General features: G+C 66.2%; 24 protein-coding genes. 3 read left to right on the forward strand and 21 right to left on the reverse strand.

Annotated elements, in window-relative coordinates; genetic code table 11:
- Window positions 1-95 precede the first annotated feature (95 nt).
- A complete protein-coding gene (locus BM198_RS04335; protein ID WP_074968095.1) occupies window positions 96-899 on the forward strand; it encodes a helix-turn-helix transcriptional regulator in 804 nt (267 codons plus the stop codon).
- Window positions 900-921: 22 nt separating this feature from the next.
- Here the strand turns inward: BM198_RS04335 and BM198_RS04340 are convergent, their stop codons facing one another.
- From BM198_RS04340 to ccmA, 11 genes are all read right to left on the reverse strand, one after another.
- A complete protein-coding gene (locus BM198_RS04340) occupies window positions 922-1,485 on the reverse strand; it encodes a DUF4124 domain-containing protein (protein ID WP_074968098.1) in 564 nt (187 codons plus the stop codon).
- Between the two features lie 91 nt (window positions 1,486-1,576).
- Window positions 1,577-1,798: a hypothetical protein gene (locus BM198_RS30710; protein ID WP_082078183.1), complete on the reverse strand. Its 222-nt coding sequence runs from the start codon at window positions 1,796-1,798 to the stop codon at window positions 1,577-1,579.
- 185 nt (window positions 1,799-1,983) lie between these two features.
- Window positions 1,984-3,192 carry a c-type cytochrome biogenesis protein CcmI gene (gene ccmI, locus BM198_RS04350; protein ID WP_074968100.1) on the reverse strand — a complete coding sequence of 403 codons (1,209 nt, stop codon included), beginning with the start codon at window positions 3,190-3,192 and terminating at the stop codon, window positions 1,984-1,986.
- Entirely contained in the window at window positions 3,192-3,677 is a 486-nt protein-coding gene (locus BM198_RS04355; RefSeq protein WP_044408026.1) for a cytochrome c-type biogenesis protein, read from the reverse strand. Before BM198_RS04355 ends, ccmI begins: the two co-directional genes overlap by 1 nt.
- Window positions 3,674-4,210 (reverse strand): DsbE family thiol:disulfide interchange protein, encoded by a 537-nt coding sequence (locus tag BM198_RS04360; protein ID WP_074968102.1) that lies wholly within the window; start codon window positions 4,208-4,210, stop codon window positions 3,674-3,676. The genes BM198_RS04355 and BM198_RS04360 overlap by 4 nt, the downstream gene beginning before the upstream one ends.
- A complete protein-coding gene (locus BM198_RS04365) occupies window positions 4,207-6,180 on the reverse strand; it encodes a heme lyase CcmF/NrfE family subunit (protein ID WP_044408032.1) in 1,974 nt (657 codons plus the stop codon). The genes BM198_RS04360 and BM198_RS04365 overlap by 4 nt, the downstream gene beginning before the upstream one ends.
- Window positions 6,181-6,183: 3 nt before the next feature.
- Window positions 6,184-6,633 (reverse strand): cytochrome c maturation protein CcmE, encoded by a 450-nt coding sequence (gene ccmE / locus BM198_RS04370; protein WP_044408035.1) that lies wholly within the window; start codon window positions 6,631-6,633, stop codon window positions 6,184-6,186.
- Entirely contained in the window at window positions 6,630-6,806 is a 177-nt protein-coding gene (gene ccmD, locus BM198_RS04375; RefSeq protein ID WP_044408038.1) for a heme exporter protein CcmD, read from the reverse strand. The genes ccmE and ccmD overlap by 4 nt, the downstream gene beginning before the upstream one ends.
- The gene (locus tag BM198_RS04380) at window positions 6,803-7,558 is read right to left on the reverse strand and encodes a heme ABC transporter permease (protein WP_074968104.1); all 756 of its coding nucleotides are present in this window, start codon (window positions 7,556-7,558) and stop codon (window positions 6,803-6,805) included. The genes ccmD and BM198_RS04380 overlap by 4 nt, the downstream gene beginning before the upstream one ends.
- Window positions 7,559-7,629: 71 nt before the next feature.
- Window positions 7,630-8,301, reverse strand: coding sequence for a heme exporter protein CcmB (ccmB, locus tag BM198_RS04385; protein ID WP_044408044.1), 672 nt, complete (start codon window positions 8,299-8,301; stop codon window positions 7,630-7,632).
- Entirely contained in the window at window positions 8,298-8,933 is a 636-nt protein-coding gene (ccmA, locus tag BM198_RS04390; RefSeq protein WP_074968105.1) for a cytochrome c biogenesis heme-transporting ATPase CcmA, read from the reverse strand. Before ccmA ends, ccmB begins: the two co-directional genes overlap by 4 nt.
- 148 nt (window positions 8,934-9,081) lie before the next feature.
- Between ccmA and fliK the strand changes: the two genes are divergently transcribed.
- A complete protein-coding gene (gene fliK, locus BM198_RS04395) occupies window positions 9,082-10,629 on the forward strand; it encodes a flagellar hook-length control protein FliK (RefSeq protein ID WP_074968107.1) in 1,548 nt (515 codons plus the stop codon).
- Complete coding sequence (locus tag BM198_RS04400) at window positions 10,626-10,958, forward strand: EscU/YscU/HrcU family type III secretion system export apparatus switch protein (protein ID WP_044408052.1); 333 nt, start codon at window positions 10,626-10,628, stop codon at window positions 10,956-10,958. Before fliK ends, BM198_RS04400 begins: the two co-directional genes overlap by 4 nt.
- On the opposite strand, the gene BM198_RS04405 is transcribed toward BM198_RS04400, so the two are convergent.
- From BM198_RS04405 to BM198_RS04450, 10 genes are all read right to left on the reverse strand, one after another.
- Window positions 10,948-11,376, reverse strand: coding sequence for a rhodanese-like domain-containing protein (locus BM198_RS04405; RefSeq protein ID WP_074968109.1), 429 nt, complete (start codon window positions 11,374-11,376; stop codon window positions 10,948-10,950). The genes BM198_RS04400 and BM198_RS04405 overlap by 11 nt on opposite strands.
- Window positions 11,377-11,479: 103 nt before the next feature.
- The gene (locus tag BM198_RS04410) at window positions 11,480-11,887 is read right to left on the reverse strand and encodes a DUF2802 domain-containing protein (RefSeq protein ID WP_082078272.1); all 408 of its coding nucleotides are present in this window, start codon (window positions 11,885-11,887) and stop codon (window positions 11,480-11,482) included.
- Window positions 11,888-11,891: 4 nt separating this feature from the next.
- Window positions 11,892-12,371, reverse strand: a complete 480-nt coding sequence (locus tag BM198_RS04415; RefSeq protein ID WP_044408061.1) for a chemotaxis protein CheW — start codon at window positions 12,369-12,371, stop codon at window positions 11,892-11,894.
- Between the two features lie 101 nt (window positions 12,372-12,472).
- Window positions 12,473-13,342 (reverse strand): CheW domain-containing protein, encoded by an 870-nt coding sequence (locus BM198_RS04420; RefSeq protein ID WP_074968111.1) that lies wholly within the window; start codon window positions 13,340-13,342, stop codon window positions 12,473-12,475.
- Window positions 13,343-13,432: 90 nt separating this feature from the next.
- Complete coding sequence (locus BM198_RS04425) at window positions 13,433-14,221, reverse strand: ParA family protein (RefSeq protein WP_044408066.1); 789 nt, start codon at window positions 14,219-14,221, stop codon at window positions 13,433-13,435.
- Window positions 14,222-14,261: 40 nt separating this feature from the next.
- Window positions 14,262-15,146 carry a flagellar motor protein MotD gene (gene motD, locus BM198_RS04430; RefSeq protein ID WP_044408069.1) on the reverse strand — a complete coding sequence of 295 codons (885 nt, stop codon included), beginning with the start codon at window positions 15,144-15,146 and terminating at the stop codon, window positions 14,262-14,264.
- 12 nt (window positions 15,147-15,158) lie between these two features.
- The gene (locus BM198_RS04435; RefSeq protein WP_044408072.1) at window positions 15,159-15,899 is read right to left on the reverse strand and encodes a flagellar motor protein; all 741 of its coding nucleotides are present in this window, start codon (window positions 15,897-15,899) and stop codon (window positions 15,159-15,161) included.
- Window positions 15,900-15,916: 17 nt separating this feature from the next.
- Complete coding sequence (locus BM198_RS04440) at window positions 15,917-17,029, reverse strand: protein-glutamate methylesterase/protein-glutamine glutaminase (RefSeq protein WP_044408075.1); 1,113 nt, start codon at window positions 17,027-17,029, stop codon at window positions 15,917-15,919.
- A gap of 42 nt (window positions 17,030-17,071) precedes the next feature.
- Window positions 17,072-19,396 carry a chemotaxis protein CheA gene (locus BM198_RS04445; protein WP_074968113.1) on the reverse strand — a complete coding sequence of 775 codons (2,325 nt, stop codon included), beginning with the start codon at window positions 19,394-19,396 and terminating at the stop codon, window positions 17,072-17,074.
- 12 nt (window positions 19,397-19,408) lie between these two features.
- Complete coding sequence (locus BM198_RS04450; protein ID WP_044408080.1) at window positions 19,409-20,194, reverse strand: protein phosphatase CheZ; 786 nt, start codon at window positions 20,192-20,194, stop codon at window positions 19,409-19,411.
- Window positions 20,195-20,212: the final 18 nt, after the last annotated feature.

Here is a 20,212-nt window from a genome sequence, read left to right on the forward strand (position 1 = left end):
GCCGTGCGCCAATCACCCTATTGGCGTACGCCCCCTTGAGGCCGGGGGAGCGGATCGGACAAGCTGGCCTCCCCCTTTTCGATCTGGAGCACCGCATGGACAGCCTGTTCAGGGAGGTCGGCCTGCATGCCGGCCTGGGCCGTACCGTCGAGCACCTCGGCGGCGAGCGGTTCTGGAAGCAGCTGATCCTGCTGCTGCACCAGTGGCTGCCGTTCGACAACGCGCTGGCGGCCTACTACCCCGCCCAGGGCGCGCCGCAGCCCCTGGAGGAGTACGACGCCGAGCCGGAAGGCACACCCACCGCCATGCCGGCCTACCTCAGCGGGCCCTACCTGCTCGACCCCTTCTACCAGGCGTGCCGGGAAGGGCTGCCCAGCGGCTTCTACCGCCTGGAGGAAGTGGCGCCGGACCACTTCCGCCAGAGCGAGTACTACCTCAGCTACTTCCACGACAACGTGCTGGAAGACGAGGTGCAGTTCATCGCGCAGCTCCCCGGCGCGGGCAGCCTGTCCCTGTCACTGGGCATGCGAAAGCGGTTCGATGCGGCGGAATGCGGCCTTGCGGCCCTGGTGGCGCCCTGGGTGCTGGCGCTGATGCAGCAGCACTGGCGCCAGCGCCTGCAGGCTCGCGACCCGGCCAGCCAGGACCAGGTGGCCTCGCAGGTGCGCGATGCCCTCAGCCAGTTCGGCGCGGGGGTGTTGTCGGAGCGGGAGCTGGAGATCGCCCGGCTGATCCTGCGGGGCTATTCGAGCAAGGCGATGGCGGAGCGACTGGCCATCTCGCCGGACACGGTGAAGGTCCACCGCCGGCATCTCTACGCCAAGCTGGACATCTCCTCCCAGCCGGAGCTGTTCTCGCTGTTCATCCAGGCCCTGGGGCACGACCCGGAGAACCCATGAGGCAAGCCGTGAGTCCCGCCCCTCAGTCGAAGGCGTCGGCCCACTGGGCGAACTGCATGCACAGGCCGAAGCTGGTCACGTCACGGGTGTCGGCCATGCAGTTGACCGCCATGCGCGGCGTACCGCCCTTGACGTAGTCGGACACACAGGCCCGCTCGTTGCGCTTGAGCAGCTTGTAGGCGGTGTCGAACTTGTACATGGCCTCGTCCAGCTGGGCCTGGGTGATGCGCTTCTGGCGTACACGCTCACGCCCGAGCTGCTGGGCCTCACGGATCAGCGACGGCATGCGCGAGATGGCGGCCGCGCACTGCACCACGCCTTTCTGCTGGAGCTGGCCGGGGTTGAGGTCGTCCTCATCGTCCAGGTCCAGTCCACTGGAAGACTTCGAACGGGAGGTCAGCTCGCTGTCGTCGAGGCCCTGCATGGTGTTCACCTGCAGCCTCTCTTCATGGACGTTGCGGCTTTCCGGCGGCGGGGTGTCGGTGAAATGCACGCGGCCCTGCTCGTCTCGCCATTGGTAGACCTGAGCGCTGGCAGGCAGGGAAAGGACGATGGCCAAGGTGGCCAGGCAGGCGCGAGCGAACATCCATGTGCTCCGGAGATATCAAAACGCCAGCAACTTACCTAAGCGCCCGGATGCTGTCCATGGCCCTGCGAGCCGCCCTTTGTGACGCAGGTCACGGATGGCGACGACCCAGCCCGGCGGGCACGCCGGAGGCGTCGGTGGGCTGCCAGGGACCGTCGGCGCCGTTGGACCAGCTCCAGCCGCCATCCCAGCGGTAGTAGGTGCGTTCGCGGTAATAGAGCTCGCCCCGCCCTTCCAGCACATACACCCCGAGGGTGTTGTCCCAGTAGCAGGCCGCGCCGGGTGGCGGGGCATAGCGGGGGTGGGTCTTCATGCGGGTCACCCGCGGGGTTGGCGCAGGGGCCGGGGTGACGCGCGGCGGTGTTGCCGCGGGCCCCTGGGCAGGCGGCTGGCCTGCCGGGGCGGGAGGCCGGAGGGTACAGCCGGCCAGGGTGACGAGCAGGCAGGCCAGGGACAGTCGAAGGGTCGCGTGCATGGCCGCCGGCTCCGATGGGGTTGTCAGGGCTGATCCGGGCTGTCGATGGTCAACTGCTGCGGATCCTCGGTAGCACTAGACAACGCCGGGCCGCGTCCGATCCATTCACCGCTCTTGGCATTGCCTTCACGGGATACACGGGCGACCAGTTGCACCTGCGGGAAGTTGGAGATCTTCAGTTGCGGCATCATCGCGTCGGCGTCGCTGAGCACCACCTCGGCCGGCAGGTCCTTCACCGTCAGGCGCTTGACGGCCAGCGGCATGGGCGGACCTTCGGCGGCGCGGGCGAAGATGAACACCGTGTCGCCCGGCTGCACCTTGTCTTTCAGTGCGGCGGCCAGGTCGACGCGGACCTTCAGCTGCGGCATGGACTTGGTGAGCGTCTCGCGCTCGGGCAGGGTTTCGCCGTTCTCGGCCAGCCGCTCGCGGGCCCGGTCGATCCCACCTTGCAGGGCAGCGCGGGACGGGTCGTCCTGGGGCAGCACGGCGATCAGGCGTTCCCAGTAGCCGATGGCGTCCTTGAAGCGGCCTTCCTCGAAACCGGCGATGCCCAGCAGGCCCAGGCTGGTGACCTCGTTGGGGTCCGCCTTGAGGGCGTCTTCGGTCAGCGCCTGGACTTCAGGGGTGAAACGCTTCTGGCTGGCGAAGTACAGCGCCTGGGCCCACTGGCCGAGCAGCTCGGGCTGACGGCCGGCGATCTGCACCGCGCGCTCGTAGGCCTTGGCGGCATCGACCGGGCGCTCCTGGGCCATGTAGGTACGGCCGAGGAAGTACCAGCCTTCGGCGGAATCCGGCTGGGCCTGCACGGCCTTTTCCAGGCGCGCGGTCATTTCCTCGATGGTGCGCGGCTGTTCGCGCATTTCGCGGGCCAGCTGGACCTTGTCGCTGGAACCCCAGTGGGCATACAGGCCAAGGCCTAGGGCCGGCACCAGCAGTGCGGCGAGCAGCGGCAGCGCACGCCCCAGGCGAGCACTGCGGTCGGCGGCGGCGCCCTCGGTATCGGCCAGCAGTTCGCGGGCCGCTTCGGCGCGACCGGCCTCCAGCTGGGCCTCGGTAAGGGTGCCGGCCTCGTGCTGGGCCTGCAATTCGGCCAGGCGCTCCTGGTACAGGGCGACGTTGAGGGCGGTTCGGTCTTCCTCGGCCTGGGCCTTGCGGCCGCGCAGCACGGGAATCAGTAGGAATGCCAGGGCGACCAGCAACAGCAGGCCGGCGGCGAGCCAGAAATCGATCATCAGCGGTTCTTGTCCTGAGTCTCTTGATTGAGCAGCGCATCCAGACGGGCGCGCTCATCGCTGGAAAGCAGTGCATCACCCGGCGCGTTCTCGACGCGGCGACGGCGCAGCACGATCACCCCGAGCACCAGCAGGCCGCCGGCCAGCAGGCCAGCCGGGCCGTACCAGAGCAGCAGCGTGCGGCCGTTCACCGGGGGCTTGTAGCGCACGAAGTCGCCGTAGCGGGCCACCAGGAAGTCGACGATCTCGTCATTGCTCTTGCCCGCTTCGAGCATGCGGTAGATCTCGCGGCGCAGGTCGGTGGCGATAGGGGCGTTGGAGTCGGCGATGTTCTGGTTCTGGCACTTGGGGCAGCGCAGTTCTTCGGTGAGCACACGGAAGCGCTCGCGCTCGGCTTCGTCACGGAACTCGTAGGTGTCGATGGCCGCGCGGGCGACGCCGGTGAGGGCAAGGCCGAGGGCCAGGGTGGCGAGCAGGCGCTTCATTGGCCGGCCTCGTCGACCAGGGACTGGTACAGCGGCGCCAGCTGCTCGCGCCAGACGACCTCGTCGATCACACCGACGAACTTGTGGCGGATGATGCCGTCCTTGTCGATCAGGAAGGTCTCGGGGGCGCCGTAGACGCCCAGGTCCAGGCCGAGGCTGCCCTGCTCGTCGCGGATGTCCAGCTGATAGGGGTTGTGGAACTCCTTCAGCCACTTGAGGGCGGCGGCGTTGTCGTCCTTGTAGTTGACGCCGTAGATGGTCACGCCCATCTGCGACAGCTTGTTCAGCACCGGGTGCTCGACCCGGCAGGAGATGCACCAGGTGCCCCAGACGTTGACCAGCGCGGGCTTGCCCTTGAGGTCGGCCTCGGTCAGCGTGCGCGCGCCGTCCACGGCCGGCAGGCTGAACGCGGGGAAGGGCTTGCCGATCAGCGCCGAGGGCAGCTCGGCGGGGTCGAGGAACAACCCGCGGTAGAGGAACACCGCCACGCCGAGGAAGATCGCCAGCGGCAGCAACAGGATCAGGCGCTTCATGCTTGAGCTCCAGCCAGGCCCAGGGCGTCACGCACCCGGGTCTTCACCTTGACCCGGTAGCGCGGGTCGAATGCCGCCAGGACGCCGCCCAGGCCCATCAGCAGGCCACCGAGCCAGATCCAGCGGACGAACGGTTTGACGTGCACGCGCACGGCCCAGGCGCCATCACCCAGGGGCTCGCCGAGGGCGACGTAGAGGTCGCGGGTGAAGCCGGCGTCGATGCCGGCCTCGGTCATCATCGACTGCTGCACGGTGTACAGGCGCTTCTCCGGGTGCAGCACGGCGATCTGCCGATCACCGTCGAGGACACGGACGGTGCCCTTGTCGGAGGTGAAGTTGGGGCCTTCGTGGTGGGCTGCGCCCTCGAACACGAAGCGGTAGCCGCCCAGCTCCACCGACTCGCCGGGGGACAGGCGCAGGTCACGCTCGGCGCTGTACTGGCTGGAAAGCACGACGCCGAGGGCACACACGGCGATGCCGGCGTGGGCCAGCTGCATGCCCCAGTAGCTGCGGGTCAGGCTGCGGGCGCCCTTGAGCAGGCCCTTGTGGCGGGTCTTGTCGAGCAGGTCGCGGACGCCGGCCAGCAGCACCCAGGCGGACAGGCAGCCAACCGCCAGCACCGCCCAGTGGAAATCCCCCAGGACGAACGCTGCGAGCACGCCCAGCACCAGGCTGCCCACCAGCACCGGGCCGAGCATGCCCACCAGCCACTTCACCGGGGTGTCCTTCCAGCGCACCAGCACGCCCACGGCGATCACCACCATCAGCAGGGCCATCAGCGGCAGGAACAGGGCATTGAAGTACGGCGGGCCGACGGAGAGCTTGGCGCCGGACAGCGCGTCCAGCACCAGCGGGTAGAGGGTGCCCAGCAGGATCATGGCGGCGGTCACCACCAGCACCAGGTTGTTGACCAGCAGCAGCGTCTCGCGGGACCAGAGGGCGAAGCCCACCTGGCTCTTGACCACCGGCGCGCGGATGGCGAACAGGGTCAGCGAGCTGCCCACCACGGCCAGCAGGAAGCCGAGGATGAACACGCCCCGCTCCGGGTCGGCGGCAAAGGCGTGCACCGAAGTCAGCACGCCGGAACGGACCAAGAAGGTACCCAGCAGGCTGAGGGAGAAGGCGGCGATGGCCAGCAGCACGGTCCAGCTCTTGAATACGCCACGCTTCTCGGTGACGGCCAGGGAGTGGATCAGCGCGGTGCCGACCAGCCAGGGCATGAAGGAGGCGTTCTCCACCGGGTCCCAGAACCACCAGCCCCCCCAGCCGAGTTCGTAGTAGGCCCACCAGGAGCCGAGCACGATGCCGACGCTGAGGAAGGCCCAGGCGATGATGGTCCACGGACGCGACCAGCGCGCCCAGGCGGCGTCCAGGCGACCGCCGAGCAGCGCGGCGATGGCGAAGGCGAAGGCCACCGAGAAGCCGACGTAGCCCATGTAGAGCATCGGCGGGTGGACGATCAGGCCGAAGTCCTGCAGCAGCGGGTTCAGGTCGTTGCCGTCGGCCGGCATGTTCGGCAGCAGGCGCTTGAAGGGGTTGGAGGTGATGATCAGGAACGACAGGAAGCCGATGCTGATCATGCCCATCACGCCCAGGACGCGGGCCAGCATCACCTCGGGCAGTTGCCGGGAGAACACCGAGACGGCGAAGGTCCAACCGCCGAGGATCAGCGCCCAGAGCAGCAGCGAGCCCTCGTGGGCACCCCATACGGCGCTGAACTTGTAGTACCAGGGCAGCGCGCTGTTGGAGTTGCTGGCGACGTAGGCGACCGAGAAATCGTCGCTCATGAAGGCCCAGGTGAGGCAGCCGAAGGAGAACGCCAGGAAGGCGAACTGCCCCCAGGCGGCCGGTTGCGCCAGGCTCATCCACTGCCGGTCGCCGCGCCAGGCGCCGATCATCGGCAGGGTGGCCTGCACGGCAGCCATGCACAGGGCGAGGATCAGGGCCAGGTGGCCGAGTTCGGGAATCATCGATCAGCCCTCTTTCTTCTCAGGCAGGTTGCCGCTTTCCTTGAGGGCCTTGGTGACCTCCGGCGGCATGTACTTCTCGTCGTGCTTGGCCAGCACCTCGTCAGCCACCAGCACGCCCTGCCCGTCCAGCTTGCCCAGGGCGACGATGCCCTGCCCTTCGCGGAACAGGTCGGGGAGGATGCCGTGGTAGCGGATGGTGACGCTCTTGGCGAAGTCGGTGACCACGAACTCGACGTCGAGGGAGTCGCCGGTGCGCTTGACCGAGCCTTCGGCCACCATGCCGCCGGCGCGGATGCGAGTGTCCTGGGGGGCTTCGCCGTTGGCGATCTGGGTGGGGGTGTAGAACAGGTTGATGTTCTGCTGCAGCGCCGACAACGCCAGCGCCACGGCGATCCCCACCCCGGCGAGGATGGCCAGGATGATGAACAGGCGCTTCTTGCGGATCGGATTCACTTGCCTTCCTCCCGGCGCAGACGGCGCGCCTCTTCTTTCAGGTAGCGACGCCGGGCTGCGACCGGCAGCGCGACGTTGAGCGCCAGGACCAGCAGGCTGATGCCGTAGGCGCTCCAGACGTAAAGGCCGTGGTGGCCCATGGCGAGGAACTCGCCGAACGATGCAAAACTCACGATGCCTTCTCCACCAGGGCCTTCACCTCGTTGCGCACCCAGGCGGCGCGGGCCTCGCGACGCAGGACTTCAAGGCGCATGCGCATCAGCACCACGGCGCCGAAGAAGCAGTAGAAGCCCAGCACCATCAGCAGCAGCGGCACCCACATCTCGGCGGGCATGGCCGGCTTCTCGGTGACGGTGAAGGTGGCCGGCTGGTGCAGGGTGTTCCACCACTCCACCGAGTACTTGATGATCGGGATGTTGATGACCCCGACGATGGCCAGCACCGCGCAGGCCTTGGCGGCGCTGTCACGATTGCTGATGGCCTGGCCCAGTGCAATCACACCGAAGTACAGGAACAGGAGGATGAGCATCGACGTCAGTCGGGCATCCCACACCCACCAGGCCCCCCAGGTGGGCTTGCCCCACACGGCACCGGTCACCAGGGCGATGAAGGTCATCCAGGCGCCTACCGGCGCGGCGGCCTGCAGGGCGACGTCGGCCAGCTTCATCTTCCAGACCAGCCCGACCACACCACAGACGGCGAGCATGACGTAGCAGGACTGAGCCAGGAAGGCGGCCGGGACGTGGATGTAGATGATCCGGAAGCTGTTGCCCTGCTGGTAGTCCGGCGGTGCGAAGGCCAGGCCCCAGACGGTACCGACGGTGATCAGCAGGGCGGCGCCGACGGCGAACCAGGGGAGCCAGCGGCCACTGATCTCGTAGAACCATTTCGGCGAACCCAGCTTGTGGAACCAGGTCCAGTTCATCGGGCCCACCTGCTGGGCACGGAGGCCTGTGCGGACATCGGCAGTTCTCTCATCAAGGCAACTCTTGTTCGTTATTCGCCGACGCTGATGGTCAGGCCGGCGGCTATGGCAAAGGGAGTCAGGGTCACCGCCAGGGCGGTGAGGCAGCCCAGCCACAACAGGTGGCCGACAGCCGGCAATCCTTGCAGGGCCGCTTGCAGGGCCCCGCTGCCGAGAATCAGCACGGGGATGTACAGCGGCAGTATCAGCAGCGCGAGAAGCAGGCCGCCGCGCTTGAGACCAACGGTCAGCGCGGCACCCACCGCACCCAGCAGGCTCAACACCGGCGTGCCCAGCAGCAGGGAGCCGAGCAGCACCGGCAGGCAGCGGGCGGGCAGGCCCAGCATCAGCGCCAGCAGCGGCGCCAGCAGGACCAGCGCCAGTCCGGAGAAGAGCCAGTGTGCCAGCACCTTGGCCAGGACCAGAAGCGGCAGGGGGTGCGGCGAAACGACCCACTGTTCCAGCGAGCCGTCCTCGAAATCACTGCGGAAAAGCCCGTCCAGCGAGAGCAGGACGGCCAACAGGGCCGCTACCCAGACCAGCCCCGGTGAAAGGGTTTGCAACAATTGGCTCTCGGGACCGACCGCCAGGGGGAACAGGGCGATGACGATGGCGAAGAACACCAGGGGGTTGGCCAGCTCGGCAGGGCGACGGAACAGCAGGCGCGCTTCGCGGGCCATGACCAGGGTGAAGACCGATCTCATGCCGCACGTCGTCCCAGGTCCAGTTCACGGTAGCCCGCCGGCAGGTGGGCGGGGCTGTGGTGGGTGGTGAACACCACCAGGCCGCCACGCTCGCAGTGCCCGGCCAGGTGCGCCTCGAGCTGGGCGACGCCCTGCTTGTCGAGTGCGGTGTAGGGTTCGTCGAGGATCCACAACGGCGGCGGATCGAGGTAGAGCCGCGCCAGGGCGACACGACGCTGCTGGCCAGCGGAGAGGGTGTGGCTGGGAACGTCCTCGAATCCACGCAGCCCGACGGCGGCCAGCGCTTCCCAGATCGCCTCGCGCTCGGCGCTCTGGTGCAGGGCGCAGAGCCAGGTCAGGTTCTCTTCCGGGGTGAGCAGGCCCTTGATGCCGGCGGCATGGCCAATCCACAGCAGCTCGCGGGCCAGTTCGGCACGCTGCCGACCGAGGGCGACGCCTTTCAGCAGGATCTCGCCGGAGGTGGGTTGCATCAGGCCGCAGAGCAGGCGCAGCAGGCTGGTCTTGCCACTGCCGTTGGGTCCGCTGATCTGCAACATTTCCCCGGGTTCGAGCGCCAGGTCCAGCCCTTCGAAGAGCATCCGCCAATCACGCTCGCAGGCGAGGTCGAGGGTCTGGAGGTAGGGACTGGTCACGTCAGCGGATACCCTGCGGGGAACTCAAGTGATGGGGTCGCCGGCCGCTATACTGGAATCGCGCTCCACCGCCAGCCCGGACGGGGCGGCATTATACATGTCATCCCCAGCCCCGAAGGGGGCTTTTTCAACAGGTTGTAACCCTTTGATGACCGAGATCAGCACTTCGCGCCCCATCGCTTCCGTGCCCACCGCCAGCCGGGCGGCGCAGGCTGTAGCAGATGCCGCGCTGAAGCTGCTGCAACCATCCAATGGCCTGCTGGCGGCCGGCGACAGCGCCGAGGCCGAGGTCGTCAGCGTCAAGGAAACCGCACAGAACAGCTTCCAGGTGATGCTGCGCCTGAGCCTGGGCAGCGGCCAGCAGGCAACGCTGGAAGCCACCAGCACGCGCCCCCTGAGCCAGGGCTCGCTGGTGAACGTCACGGCCCTTTCGGACAGCCGCCTGATGGTAGCCCTGCAACCGACCGGTGCCCTGCCGCTGGACAGCCTGGACCTGGAGCAAGTGCCGGTCGGCACGCTGATCCAGGGCAAGGTGGTCGCCAGTGAACAGCTTGCCGAGGCAAAAGCGACCGTCTATCGCACCCTGATCAACCTGATCAACACGCCGCTGGCAGGCCGCCAGCTGGCTGTCGACAGCCCGCAACCGCTGCCGGTCGGCAGCCTGCTCAGCGCCCAGGTCCAGGGCGACCAGTCCCTGCGCTTCATCCCGCTGAGCAATCGCCTGGACCAGTTGGCCCTCAGCCAGCAGTTGAACAGCCAGGTGTCGCGCCAGGGTTCCCTGGAGGGCCTGTTCGGCGCCCTTGCCGAACTCGACCCGGACCTGCCACCGAACCTGCGCAACGCCGTGGAGCGCCTGCTGGGCTCACTGCCCGGCCCCGGCCAGCTGAGCGACGCCAAGCAACTGGCCAAGGCCATGGAGAACAGCGGTGCGCTGCTGGAGGCGCGCCTGCTGGCCGGTCATGGCGCCGCCACCGGGCAGGACCTGAAGGGCAACCTGCTGCGCCTGATCGCCCAATTGCTGCCTGAGCTGCCCAACGCACCGGCGGCGCTGCCCACCGCTGGCGCCAGCAACGCCATGGCCCAGGCCCTGCCGGCCTTCATCCGCAACGCACTGGGCTCCCTCGGCCAGGCCAGCTCGCGCCAGCAGGCACTGAGCTTCCCCCTCCCCTCCCGCCTGGCCCAGGCCGCACAGGAGGAAGGCGACCTGGAAACCCTGCTGAAGCTGGCGGCGGCAGCCGTCTCGCGCCTGCAGACCCACCAGCTCTCCAGCCTGGCGCAGTCGCAGATGACCCCGGAGGGCAACCTCGTCACCACCTGGCAGCTGGAGCTGCCGATGCGCAACCAGCAGGAAATCGTCCCGCTGCAGATCAAGATCCAGCAGGAAGAGCGTCAGGCCCAACAACAGCGGCGCAAGGACGAACAGAAGGAAAACCTCTGGCGTATCGAACTGGCGTTCGACATCGCCCCCTTGGGCCCTTTGCAGGTCCAGGCGCAGTTGCTGCGCGGTTCGATCTCCAGCCAACTGTGGGCGGAGCGAGCCGCCACGGCGCGCTTCATCGACAGCGAACTGGGCAATCTGCGGGAGCGGCTGGTGGCCGCCGGCCTGGAAGTGGGTGAACTGGCCTGCCAGCAAGGCACGCCGCCCCAAGGTCCACGCACGACCCTGCAGCAACGCTGGGTGGATGAGACGGCATGAAACAGACCGAACGCCGCCAAGCGATTGCCCTGTCCTATGACGGGGTCAGTGCACCGAACCTGACCGCCAAGGGTGACGACGAGCTGGCCGAGGCGATCCTCGCCATCGCCCGCGAGTACGAGGTGCCGATCTACGAGAACGCTGAGCTGGTGCGCCTGCTGGCGCGGATGGAACTGGGCGAGGCCATCCCCGAGGCGCTGTATCGCACGCTGGCCGAGATCATCGCCTTTGCCTGGTACCTGAAGGGCAAATGCCCGGCGGGCTTCGACCCCGACGCCACCCGGGACGTGACGCCCGGCCTGCCGCTGCTGGAGGGCCCTAAGGGCTGAGCGCCAGCACCTCACCCTCCATGCCCTTGCCTTGGGGGAAGTCCAGCAATTGCCAGGCGAAGTAGCCGTCACGGAAATAGAAGACCTGGCGATACCCCCATCCCACTGCCAGTTGCGCCGCCAGCGCCCCGCGCGGGCAGACGTCGCTGTCGCAGTAGATCACCAGCGGCACATGCCGCGGCCACTGGGGCATGGCCAGGCCGGCGAAGCGGTCGGCCAGGTCCAGGTGCACGGCACCGTGAACGTGGCCCCAGCTCCACTCCCGGTCCGGCCGGACGTCGATGAACAGGGCGCCGTAGTCGAACAGCCGCTTGGCCTGCAGCACGTTGACAGTCGTCGCTCCCGCAACATGCAAGGGTGCCTCTTCCGCCTGGGCCAGCGGCAAGAGGAGCAAGAGCAACAGGGGAGCCAGGCGCATGGGCAACTCCGCTCGGTGGGCCTGGTTAGAGCCTAGTCCGGGCAGAAGTGCCGACTTGGAGTGATTGGTTAGATGACAGGCGGGGCTTAGAACCGGGCGCGCATCAGCTCTGGGCCTGCTTGCGCGCGAGCTGGAGCTTGCTGACCAGTTCCGCCTCGGCCTTGCTGAGCCCACAGGAATGAGTGAGGTCGTCGACGCTCGCCCCCATGCCCGCCAGGCGCGCAGCCTGGGTGAAGGAGATGCTGCTGGGGTCGCGCTGCTCGATCTGACTGACCTTGTCGGGCAGCGGCGCCACCACCCGGCGCAGCTCGTGCAACTCCTCCCCCATGCGGATGCTGCCGCTGAGGTAGGCATCGAGACGGCGGGCCAGTTCCTTCAGCCGCTGGTCTCGAGCCGCTTCGCGCTTGGCCTGTTCCTGGGCGAGCTCCAGCTGCTGCCGGCGCAATCGCACGCAGGCGAAGGCGAGCGCCGCACAGGCGACCGCCAGGACCAGCAGCGCGATCTCGATCAGCACGTCAGATGCTCTCCAGCTCCGACCACTCTTCTTCGCTCATCATCTTGTCCAGCTCGACCAGGATCAGCAGCTCGCCGTTCTTGTTGCAGACGCCCTGGATGAACTTGGCCGACTCCTCGTTGCCCACGTTGGGCGCGGTCTCGACCTCGGACTGACGCAGGTAGACCACTTCGGCGACGCTGTCGACGAGGATGCCCACCACCTGCTTGTCCGCCTCGATGATGACGATGCGGGTGTTGTCGGTGACCGGCGCGGAATCCAGGCCAAAGCGCTGGCGGGTATCGATCACCGTCACCACGTTGCCACGCAGGTTGATGATGCCCAGGACGTAGCTGGGAGCCCCCGGCACCGGCGCGATCTCGGTGTAGCGCAGGACTTCCTGCACCTGCATCACGTTGATGCCGTAGGTTTCATTGTCCAGGCGGAAAGTCACCCACTGCAGGATGGGATCTTCGGAACCTTGCCCTGACGATTTCTTCATGTTCCCTAGCCTCTTCTTGTACCGCACGGGGCGGCGAATGCGGGTTGACCGCCTTGTTGCGAATCCGGCGCCCCGGCGTGCGGAGCCTGCCTCTTCATTGTTCAGTTAAGCGACATGTTCTTGACGGCGCCACTGGCAATCAATTCGGCCAGCGCGGCGACGTCCAGCAACGCACACATGTGCTCGATCACCGTGCCGGCCAGCCAGGGTCGCTGGCTGCGCTGGCTGCGCCACTTGATCTCGTTCGGGTCCAGGCGGATGGAGCGGCTCACCTGGTGCACGGCGAGACCCCATTCGTAGCCCTGGACGGAAATAACGTACTGCAGCCCCTCGCGGAAATCATCGCGGTAACGGTCCGGCATCACCCAGCGGGCCGTGTCCAGCACCTTCAGGTTGCCCGCCTGGCACGGCAGGATACCGAGGAACCAGTCCGGCTGGCCGAACAATGGCGTGAGTTCCTGGCCGGCAAGTGGGTAGATGGAGCCCAGGCAGACCAGAGGCACGGCCAGGGTCAGCCCGGCAACGTCGAACAGCAGGCATTCAAAAGGCTCTTCCGCCCATTGAGGGCGACCCTCGAAGCTGGGTGGCAAAGGCTCGCGGGGCTCGACGCTGGCAACCTGCAGTTCGGCAACCGGTTCCACCAGCGCAAGCTCCGGCTCTGGCTCCGGGATTGCCGGCACCAGCACCGGCTCGGCGATGACCGGCGCAAGCTGACGCACCGGGCGATCCTCCAGCTGGACCGCTACGGGAGCGGCACGCACCACGCGAGGAGCCGCCTCCGGCGCGGCGGCCAGGACTGGGCGCGCCTGGTTCAGCCGGGCATCGCGCACCTGCTCCTCGAGCACGGCAGCCTCGAATTCCTCCAGGCTTACGCTGTCGGCGAGTTCGATGGCTGCTTCCTGCAGCAGGGAGTCCAGGTAGGACTGCAACGCCAGTTGCGGTCGTGTGGTGGTGGCGAGGGTACGGCTCATGGGTGGGACCTGCGACGTTGGGCTCGACAGTCTATCGGCACAGGGCATGCCGGACTTGAGAGCACCTGTAGCTCAGCATAGACGCTCATATCAGGCGACCTGCGCGGCGAGCTGCTGGCTCAGCAGGTGCTTGAGCAGCGCGCGATAGGCGATCACACCACGGCTGTTGCCGTCGTACTGCGACGGGGTCACGCCGGCACGGCTGGCATCCCTCAGGCGGGTGTCCACCGGGATGTAGGCCGGCCAGAGGTGCTCGGGATAGGTGTTGCGCAGCACACGCAGAGTATTCAGGGACGCCTGGGTCCGACGGTCGAAAAGAGTCGGCACGATGGTGTAGGGCAGCGCCTGCTTGCGCGAGCGATTGACCATGTTGAGGGTGCTGACCATGCGTTCCAGGCCCTTCACTGCCAGGAATTCGGTCTGCACGGGGATCACCAGTTGTTGGCTGGCAGCCAGCGCATTGACCATCAACACGCCGAGAAGCGGCGGGCTGTCGATGATGGCGTGGTCGAATTCCTGCCACAGCTGCGCCAGGCTCTTGGCGATCACCAGGCCCAGCCCGTTCTGCCCGGGCGACTGGCGCTCGAGGGTGGCCAGGGCGGTGCTGGAAGGCAGCAGCGACATGCGCTCGTGGCTGGTCTGCAGCAGCAGTTGCCGGGGCAGCCCTTCCGGTACGCCGCCCTGGTGGAGGAACAGGTCGAAGCAGCTGTGCTCCAGGGTATCGGGGTCATGGCCGAAATAGCTGGTCATGGAACCGTGGGGGTCGAGATCCACGACCACGACGCGCTTGCCGGCGTCGGCCAGCAAGCCTGCCAGTGCAATGGAGGTGGTGGTCTTGCCGACACCACCCTTCTGATTGGCTACCGCCCAAACTCTCATGCTCTTCGTCCTCCCGGCGAAACCACAGCCTTGCCGAGGATCATTGTCCACCCGCTGGCGCGGGCGACGGGGAATTGACGGCCCCCGCTGCGGAGGGCCCCGGTGCAGGCGCTGGTGCAGTTTGCGTGCCAGCACGTCGCAACGCGTCATCCGGCTTGGCTTTGCCCGCCCCTACCCCACTCACCGCTCGCCGCACGTCGAGGTTTCGCGAAACCACCAATACCACACGGCGGTTGCGTGCGCGCCCTTCCGCCGTCGAGTTGTCCGCCACCGGCTGGAATTCGCCGTACCCGACCGCCGCGAGGCGCGCCGGATTGACCCCGTCCATGGAAAGCATCCTCACGATACTGGATGCACGGGAGGCGGAAAGCTCCCAGTTGGAAGGATAGGCGGCGGTACTGATGGGCAGGTTATCGGTGAAGCCTTCGACGTGCACGGGGTTTTCGTAGGGAGCGAGGATCTTCGCCACCTTCTCGATGATGGTGAACGCCTCATTGGTGGGGATGGCATCGCCACTGGGGAACAGCAGGCTGGAATTCAGCTCGATCTCCACCCAGAGCTCGTTGCCGCGAACCGTCATCTGCTCGTTGGAAATCAGGTCGCCGAACGCTGCCTGCATGCTCTCGGTGATGCTCTGCAAGGGGTCGGCCTGGGCATCGCCAGGCCCGCCCTGCTCTGCAGACGTCTGCTCTGCCTCGGTGGTACGAGGGCGCTCTTCGCCGATCGGGATCGGCTTGATCGAGCGATCCGGCTGGTTGAAGACGCCGGTCAGGGTGTCCGAGAGGATCTTGTACTTGCCCTCGTTGATCGAGGAGATGGAGTACATGACCACGAAGAACGCGAACAGCAGCGTAATGAAATCGGCGTATGAAACGAGCCAACGCTCGTGGTTCTCATGCTCTTCGTGCTGACGCCTGCGAGCCATGCCATGCCTCCATCAATCCACGAAGCCTTGCAGCTTCAGTTCGATGGAGCGGGGGTTCTCACCCTCGCCGATGGAGAGGATGCCCTCCAGCAGCATTTCCCGGTAGCGCGACTGGCGCATGGCGATAGCCTTCAGCTTGCTGCTCACCGGCAACAGGAGCAGGTTGGCGAAACTCACGCCGTAGATGGTGGCGACGAATGCTACCGCAATGCCGCCTCCCAGCTGACTCGGGTCGGCCAGGTTGCCCATGACGTGGATCAGCCCCATCACCGCACCGATGATGCCGATGGTGGGGGCGTAGCCGCCCATGCTCTCGAACACCTTGGCGGCCTGCAGATCGCGGGCCTCCTGGGTATAGAGGTCCACTTCGAGAATGCTGCGGATGGACTCCGGCTCGGCACCGTCGACCAGGAGCTGCAAACCCTTGCGGGCATAGGGGTCCGGCTCGGCGTCGGCTATGGGCTCCAGGCCCAGGAGCCCTTCCTTGCGTGCCGCCATGCTCCAGCCCACCACGCTGTTGATGCCGCCGGTGAGGTCGATCCTGGGCGGGAAGATGATCCAGCGAAGGATTGCCAGAGCCCGCTTGAGCACGCTCATGGGCGTCTGGAGCAAAGCGGCGCCCACGGTACCGCCAATCACGATCAGCGCAGCCGGGCCGTTCAGAAGGGCACCGGCGTGCCCTCCTTCGAGGTAGTTGCCCCCAACGATGGCGACCAGTGCAAGGATGATCCCTACGATGCTCAACGCATCCATTTACCGCACTACTCCCATCACAGGCATGCTTCGGCGATATGCCTGCCAATGTCGTCGAGGCCGTAGACCGCGTCTGCCAGGTTGGCCTTCACGATCGCCATCGGCATGCCATAGATCACGCAACTGGCTTCATCCTGCGCCCACACCTGGCTGCCGCTCTGTTTGAGCAGGCGTGCGCCCTCGCGGCCGTCCGCGCCCATGCCGGTCAGCACCACGGCCAGGACCTTGTCATTGAAGGCCTTGGCAGCGGAGCCGAAGGTGATGTCGACGCAGGGCTTGTAGTTGAGGCGCTCATCGCCGGGGAGGATGCGCACGGTCCCGCGCGGATCCACCATCATCTGCTTGCCGCCCGGTGCCAGCAGGGCGAGGCCAGGCCTGAGCTGGTCGCCATCCTCGGCCTCCTTGACGGAGATACGGCAGAGCTTGTCCAGGCGCTCGGCGAATGCCTTGGTGAACGCCGCCGGCATGTGCTGGATCAGCACCAGCGGCGCCGGGAAATTGGCGGGCAGCTGGGTCAGCACACGCTGAAGCGCAACAGGACCACCCGTCGAGGTGCCGATGGCCACCAGCCGGTAGGACTTGCGCTTGGGCGCAGGCCCGCTGCTGGAACTACCACTGGATGAGGAAGCCGGTGCTGGGGCAGGTGCAGCCGCAGGGCGAGACAGGCTCGACGGGCCGGAACTGCTGGGCGTCGGCGCGGCAGGCGGCGGGGTGTAGCTGCTGTAGCGACGGTTGCTCCGCGCGATGCTGTGCACCTTCTCGCAGAGCAGTTGCTTGACCTTCTCCGGATTGCGGGAGATGTCCTCGAAGTTCTTCGGCAGGAAGTCGACCGCACCGGCATCCAGCGCATCGAGGGTTACCCGGGCGCCTTCGTGAGTCAGGGAGGAGAACATCAGGACCGGAGTCGGGCAGCGCTGCATGATGTGCCGGACGGCGGTGATGCCGTCCATCATGGGCATTTCGTAATCCATGGTGATGACGTCAGGCTTGAGCGCCAGCGCCTGGTCGATGGCCTCCCGGCCATTCGTGGCGGTCCCTACCACCTGGATATTGGTGTCGGCGGACAGAATCTCCGAAACGCGACGACGGAAGAAGCCGGAGTCATCAACCACCAGAACCTTGACTGCCATAAACACTCCTAACAGGCGGCCCCCAACGGGCCGCCTAAACGATCAACCGCGGCGCGCGTAGCGCTTGAGCATGCTCGGCACGTCGAGGATGAGGGCGATTCGTCCATCGCCGGTAATGGTGGCACCGGACATGCCGGGCGTCCCCTGCAGCATCTTGCCAAGCGGCTTGATCACCACTTCTTCCTGGCCGACCAGTTGATCCACCACGAAGCCGATGCGCTGGGTACCCACGGAGAGGATCACCACGTGCCCTTCACCCTGCTCCTCGTATGAGGCGTCACGAACCAGCCAGCGCTTGAGGTAGAACAGCGGCAGGGCCTTGTCGCGGACGATCACCACTTCCTGGCCATCCACAACGTTGGTGCGGGACAGGTCGAGGTGGAAGATCTCGTTGACGTTAACCAGCGGGAAGGCGAAGGCCTGGTTGCCCAGCATCACCATGAGCGTCGGCATGATCGCCAGGGTCAGCGGCACCTTGATGACGATCTTGGAACCCTGCCCTTTCTGCGAGAACACGTTCACCGTGCCGTTGAGCTGGGAGATCTTGGTTTTCACCACGTCCATACCCACGCCACGACCGGATACGTCCGAGATCTCGGTCTTGGTCGAGAAGCCCGGGGCGAAGATCAGGTTGTAGCACTCCAGCTCGGTCAGGCGGTCGGCGGCATCCTTGTCCAGCAGCCCTTTCTCGACGGCCTTGGCACGGAGGATGTTCGCGTCCATGCCCTTGCCGTCGTCGGTGATCATCAGAAGGATGTGGTCACCCTCCTGCTCGGCGGACAGCACGACGCGACCGGTACGTGCCTTGCCGGCGGCCTCGCGCTCCTCGGGCGTCTCGATACCGTGGTCCACGGCGTTGCGCACCAGGTGGACCAGCGGGTCGGCAAGGGCCTCGACGAGGTTCTTGTCGAGGTCGGTCTCCTCCCCCACCAGCTCGAGGTTGATCTCTTTCTTCAGGTTGCGGGCTAGGTCGCGCACGAGGCGCGGGAAGCGGCCGAAGACCTTCTTGATGGGCTGCATGCGGGTCTTCATCACCGCGGTCTGCAGGTCGGCGGTCACCACATCGAGGTTCGACACGGCCTTGGCCATGGCCTCGTCACCGCTGTTGGCACCGAGACGCACCAGACGGTTACGCACCAGTACCAGCTCGCCCACCATGTTCATGATCTCGTCCAGGCGAGCGGTGTCCACCCGTACGGTGGTTTCCGTTTCGCTGGCTGCCGCAGGAGCAGCCTTGTCTCCGTTAGCCGTCGGCGCAGCCGGACGGGCAGCTGCCGGCGCAGGCTTGGCAGGTTCGGGTTTGGCGGCAGCAGGCTTCGCCGGCTCGGTCGCTTTCGCGGCGGGAGTGGCCGCAGGCTTGGCGGGTGCCGCAGCGGGCTTCGCAGGTGCCGCCGGCTTGGCCGGGGCTGACGAGGCGGGAGCTTCCGCGACGAACTTGCCCTTGCCATGAAGCTGGTCCAGCAGGGCTTCGAACTCGTCATCGGTGATGTTGTCGCCGCCCGGCGCAGCCGGTGCTGCGGTATCGGACGCAGACGCGACAGCAGCCGGTGCGGTGTCATCCACAGCGGGGGCGACAAACTTGCCCTTGCCGTGAAGCTGGTCAAGCAGCGCTTCGAACTCATCATCGGTGATGTCATCACCGCCCGGCGAGGCAGAAGGGGCAGCAACCGGCTCGGGCGCCTTGGGCGCACTGGCAGCTGGCGCTGCATCGCCGACGAACTTGCCCTTGCCATGGAGCTGGTCCAGCAGCGCTTCGAACTCGTCATCGGTAATTTCATCCGACGCGGCCGCTTCGTTGCCGGCTGCGGGTTCGGCATTGGGACCAGAAGGCTCGTCCAGCGCCGTCAGCAGTTGCTCGAACTCGCTGTCGGTGATGTCACCCGATGCCGGTGCGGCAGGCTCTTCGGCTTCCGGCTCGGGTTCAGGTTCGGGCTCAGGTTCAAAAACCTCGGCGACAGGCTCAGGCTCGGACGCACCTGCAGGCTCTGCCAGGCGCGACAATGCGGCCAGCAGCTCGGGCGTGGCGGGCGTCGGCTCGGCGCGCTCGCGTACCTGGCTGAACATCTCGTTGACGGTATCCAGTGCCTGGAGCACCACGTCCATCAGCTCGGCATCGACTCGACGCGCACCCTTGCGGAGGATGTCGAACACGTTTTCGGCGATGTGGCAGCATTCCACAAGGGCGTTTAGCTGGAGGAAACCAGCTCCGCCCTTGACCGTGTGGAAACCCCGGAAAATGGCATTGAGCAGATCCATATCGTCCGGACGGCTCTCCAGCTCAACGAGCTGCTCGGACAATTGCTCCAGTATTTCGCCGGCCTCTACCAGGAAGTCCTGGAGGATTTCTTCATCGGCGTCGAAGCTCATTAGGCGGCTCCCCTAGAAACCAAGGCTGGATAACAGATCATCGACGTCGACCTGATCGGCCACGACGTCATCACGCTTATCGGCATTGATCTGCGGACCTTCACCCCTAGATGGATCTTTTAGTTTTTCTTTCTCGACAACCATCGCTTCGCGGTCATGCTGGATGCCTGCGAAACGGTCTACGTCACTGGCCATCAGCACCAGTTTCACTAGGTTGTGCTCAACTTCGGTCACCAACTGGGTGACGCGTTTGATCACTTGCCCGGTCAGGTCCTGATAGTCCTGTGCCAGCAGGATGTCGTTCATATGGGAGGATAGCTGCTCGGTGTCGCGCTGGCTGCGCGCCAGGAACGATTCGATGCGCTTGGCCAGCTCCCGGAACGCATCCGCGCCGATCTCGCGCCGCATGAAGCGCCCCCACTCCTCGGAAAGGCTCTGGGCTTCATCGCCCAGGCCATTGAGCAGCGGTGCGCTCTCCTCCACCAGATCCATGGTGCGGTTGGCTGCCTTCTCCGTCATGTGCACGACGTAAGAGAGACGATCCGTCGCATCGGCGATCTGGGACATTTCCTTGGCGTGCGGCAGATGCGGATCGATCTGGAAGTTGACGATCGCATTGTGCAACTCGCGGGTGAGCTTGCCGACTTCCTGATAGAGGCCGCGGTCGCGAACCTTGTTCAGTTCGTGGATCAGTTGCACCGCATCGCCGAAGTTGCCCTTTTCAAGGGTTTCCACCAGCTCGCGTGCATGATTTTTCAGGGTCGACTCGAGGTCTCCCGACTGGGAATCTTTATCCATGGCGTCCTCGCGACTGGC

The organism is Metapseudomonas otitidis (genome assembly GCF_900111835.1).
GTDB classification, from domain to species: domain Bacteria; phylum Pseudomonadota; class Gammaproteobacteria; order Pseudomonadales; family Pseudomonadaceae; genus Metapseudomonas; species Metapseudomonas otitidis.

Excerpts from the sequence above, each read along its gene's own strand:
- ccmI (WP_074968100.1), bottom strand. The coding sequence starts at position 3,192 with ATGATCGATTTCTGGCTCGCCGCCGGCCTGCTGTTGCTGGTCGCCCTG.
- BM198_RS04420 (WP_074968111.1), bottom strand. The coding sequence starts at position 13,342 with ATGAGCCGTACCCTCGCCACCACCACACGACCGCAACTGGCGTTGCAG.
- BM198_RS04435 (WP_044408072.1), bottom strand. The coding sequence starts at position 15,899 with ATGGATGCGTTGAGCATCGTAGGGATCATCCTTGCACTGGTCGCCATC.
- BM198_RS04365 (WP_044408032.1), bottom strand. The coding sequence starts at position 6,180 with ATGATTCCCGAACTCGGCCACCTGGCCCTGATCCTCGCCCTGTGCATG.
- motD (WP_044408069.1), bottom strand. The coding sequence starts at position 15,146 with ATGGCTCGCAGGCGTCAGCACGAAGAGCATGAGAACCACGAGCGTTGG.
- BM198_RS04340 (WP_074968098.1), bottom strand. The coding sequence starts at position 1,485 with ATGTTCGCTCGCGCCTGCCTGGCCACCTTGGCCATCGTCCTTTCCCTG.
- BM198_RS04355 (WP_044408026.1), bottom strand. The coding sequence starts at position 3,677 with ATGAAGCGCCTGCTCGCCACCCTGGCCCTCGGCCTTGCCCTCACCGGC.
- fliK (WP_074968107.1), top strand. The coding sequence starts at position 9,082 with ATGACCGAGATCAGCACTTCGCGCCCCATCGCTTCCGTGCCCACCGCC.
- ccmB (WP_044408044.1), bottom strand. The coding sequence starts at position 8,301 with ATGAGATCGGTCTTCACCCTGGTCATGGCCCGCGAAGCGCGCCTGCTG.
- BM198_RS04415 (WP_044408061.1), bottom strand. The coding sequence starts at position 12,371 with ATGAAGAAATCGTCAGGGCAAGGTTCCGAAGATCCCATCCTGCAGTGG.
- BM198_RS04380 (WP_074968104.1), bottom strand. The coding sequence starts at position 7,558 with ATGAACTGGACCTGGTTCCACAAGCTGGGTTCGCCGAAATGGTTCTAC.
- BM198_RS04405 (WP_074968109.1), bottom strand. The coding sequence starts at position 11,376 with ATGCGCCTGGCTCCCCTGTTGCTCTTGCTCCTCTTGCCGCTGGCCCAG.
- BM198_RS04335 (WP_074968095.1), top strand. The coding sequence starts at position 96 with ATGGACAGCCTGTTCAGGGAGGTCGGCCTGCATGCCGGCCTGGGCCGT.
- BM198_RS04450 (WP_044408080.1), bottom strand. The coding sequence starts at position 20,194 with ATGGATAAAGATTCCCAGTCGGGAGACCTCGAGTCGACCCTGAAAAAT.
- BM198_RS04445 (WP_074968113.1), bottom strand. The coding sequence starts at position 19,396 with ATGAGCTTCGACGCCGATGAAGAAATCCTCCAGGACTTCCTGGTAGAG.
- BM198_RS04425 (WP_044408066.1), bottom strand. The coding sequence starts at position 14,221 with ATGAGAGTTTGGGCGGTAGCCAATCAGAAGGGTGGTGTCGGCAAGACC.
- BM198_RS30710 (WP_082078183.1), bottom strand. The coding sequence starts at position 1,798 with ATGAAGACCCACCCCCGCTATGCCCCGCCACCCGGCGCGGCCTGCTAC.
- BM198_RS04440 (WP_044408075.1), bottom strand. The coding sequence starts at position 17,029 with ATGGCAGTCAAGGTTCTGGTGGTTGATGACTCCGGCTTCTTCCGTCGT.
- BM198_RS04400 (WP_044408052.1), top strand. The coding sequence starts at position 10,626 with ATGAAACAGACCGAACGCCGCCAAGCGATTGCCCTGTCCTATGACGGG.
- BM198_RS04360 (WP_074968102.1), bottom strand. The coding sequence starts at position 4,210 with ATGAAGCGCCTGATCCTGTTGCTGCCGCTGGCGATCTTCCTCGGCGTG.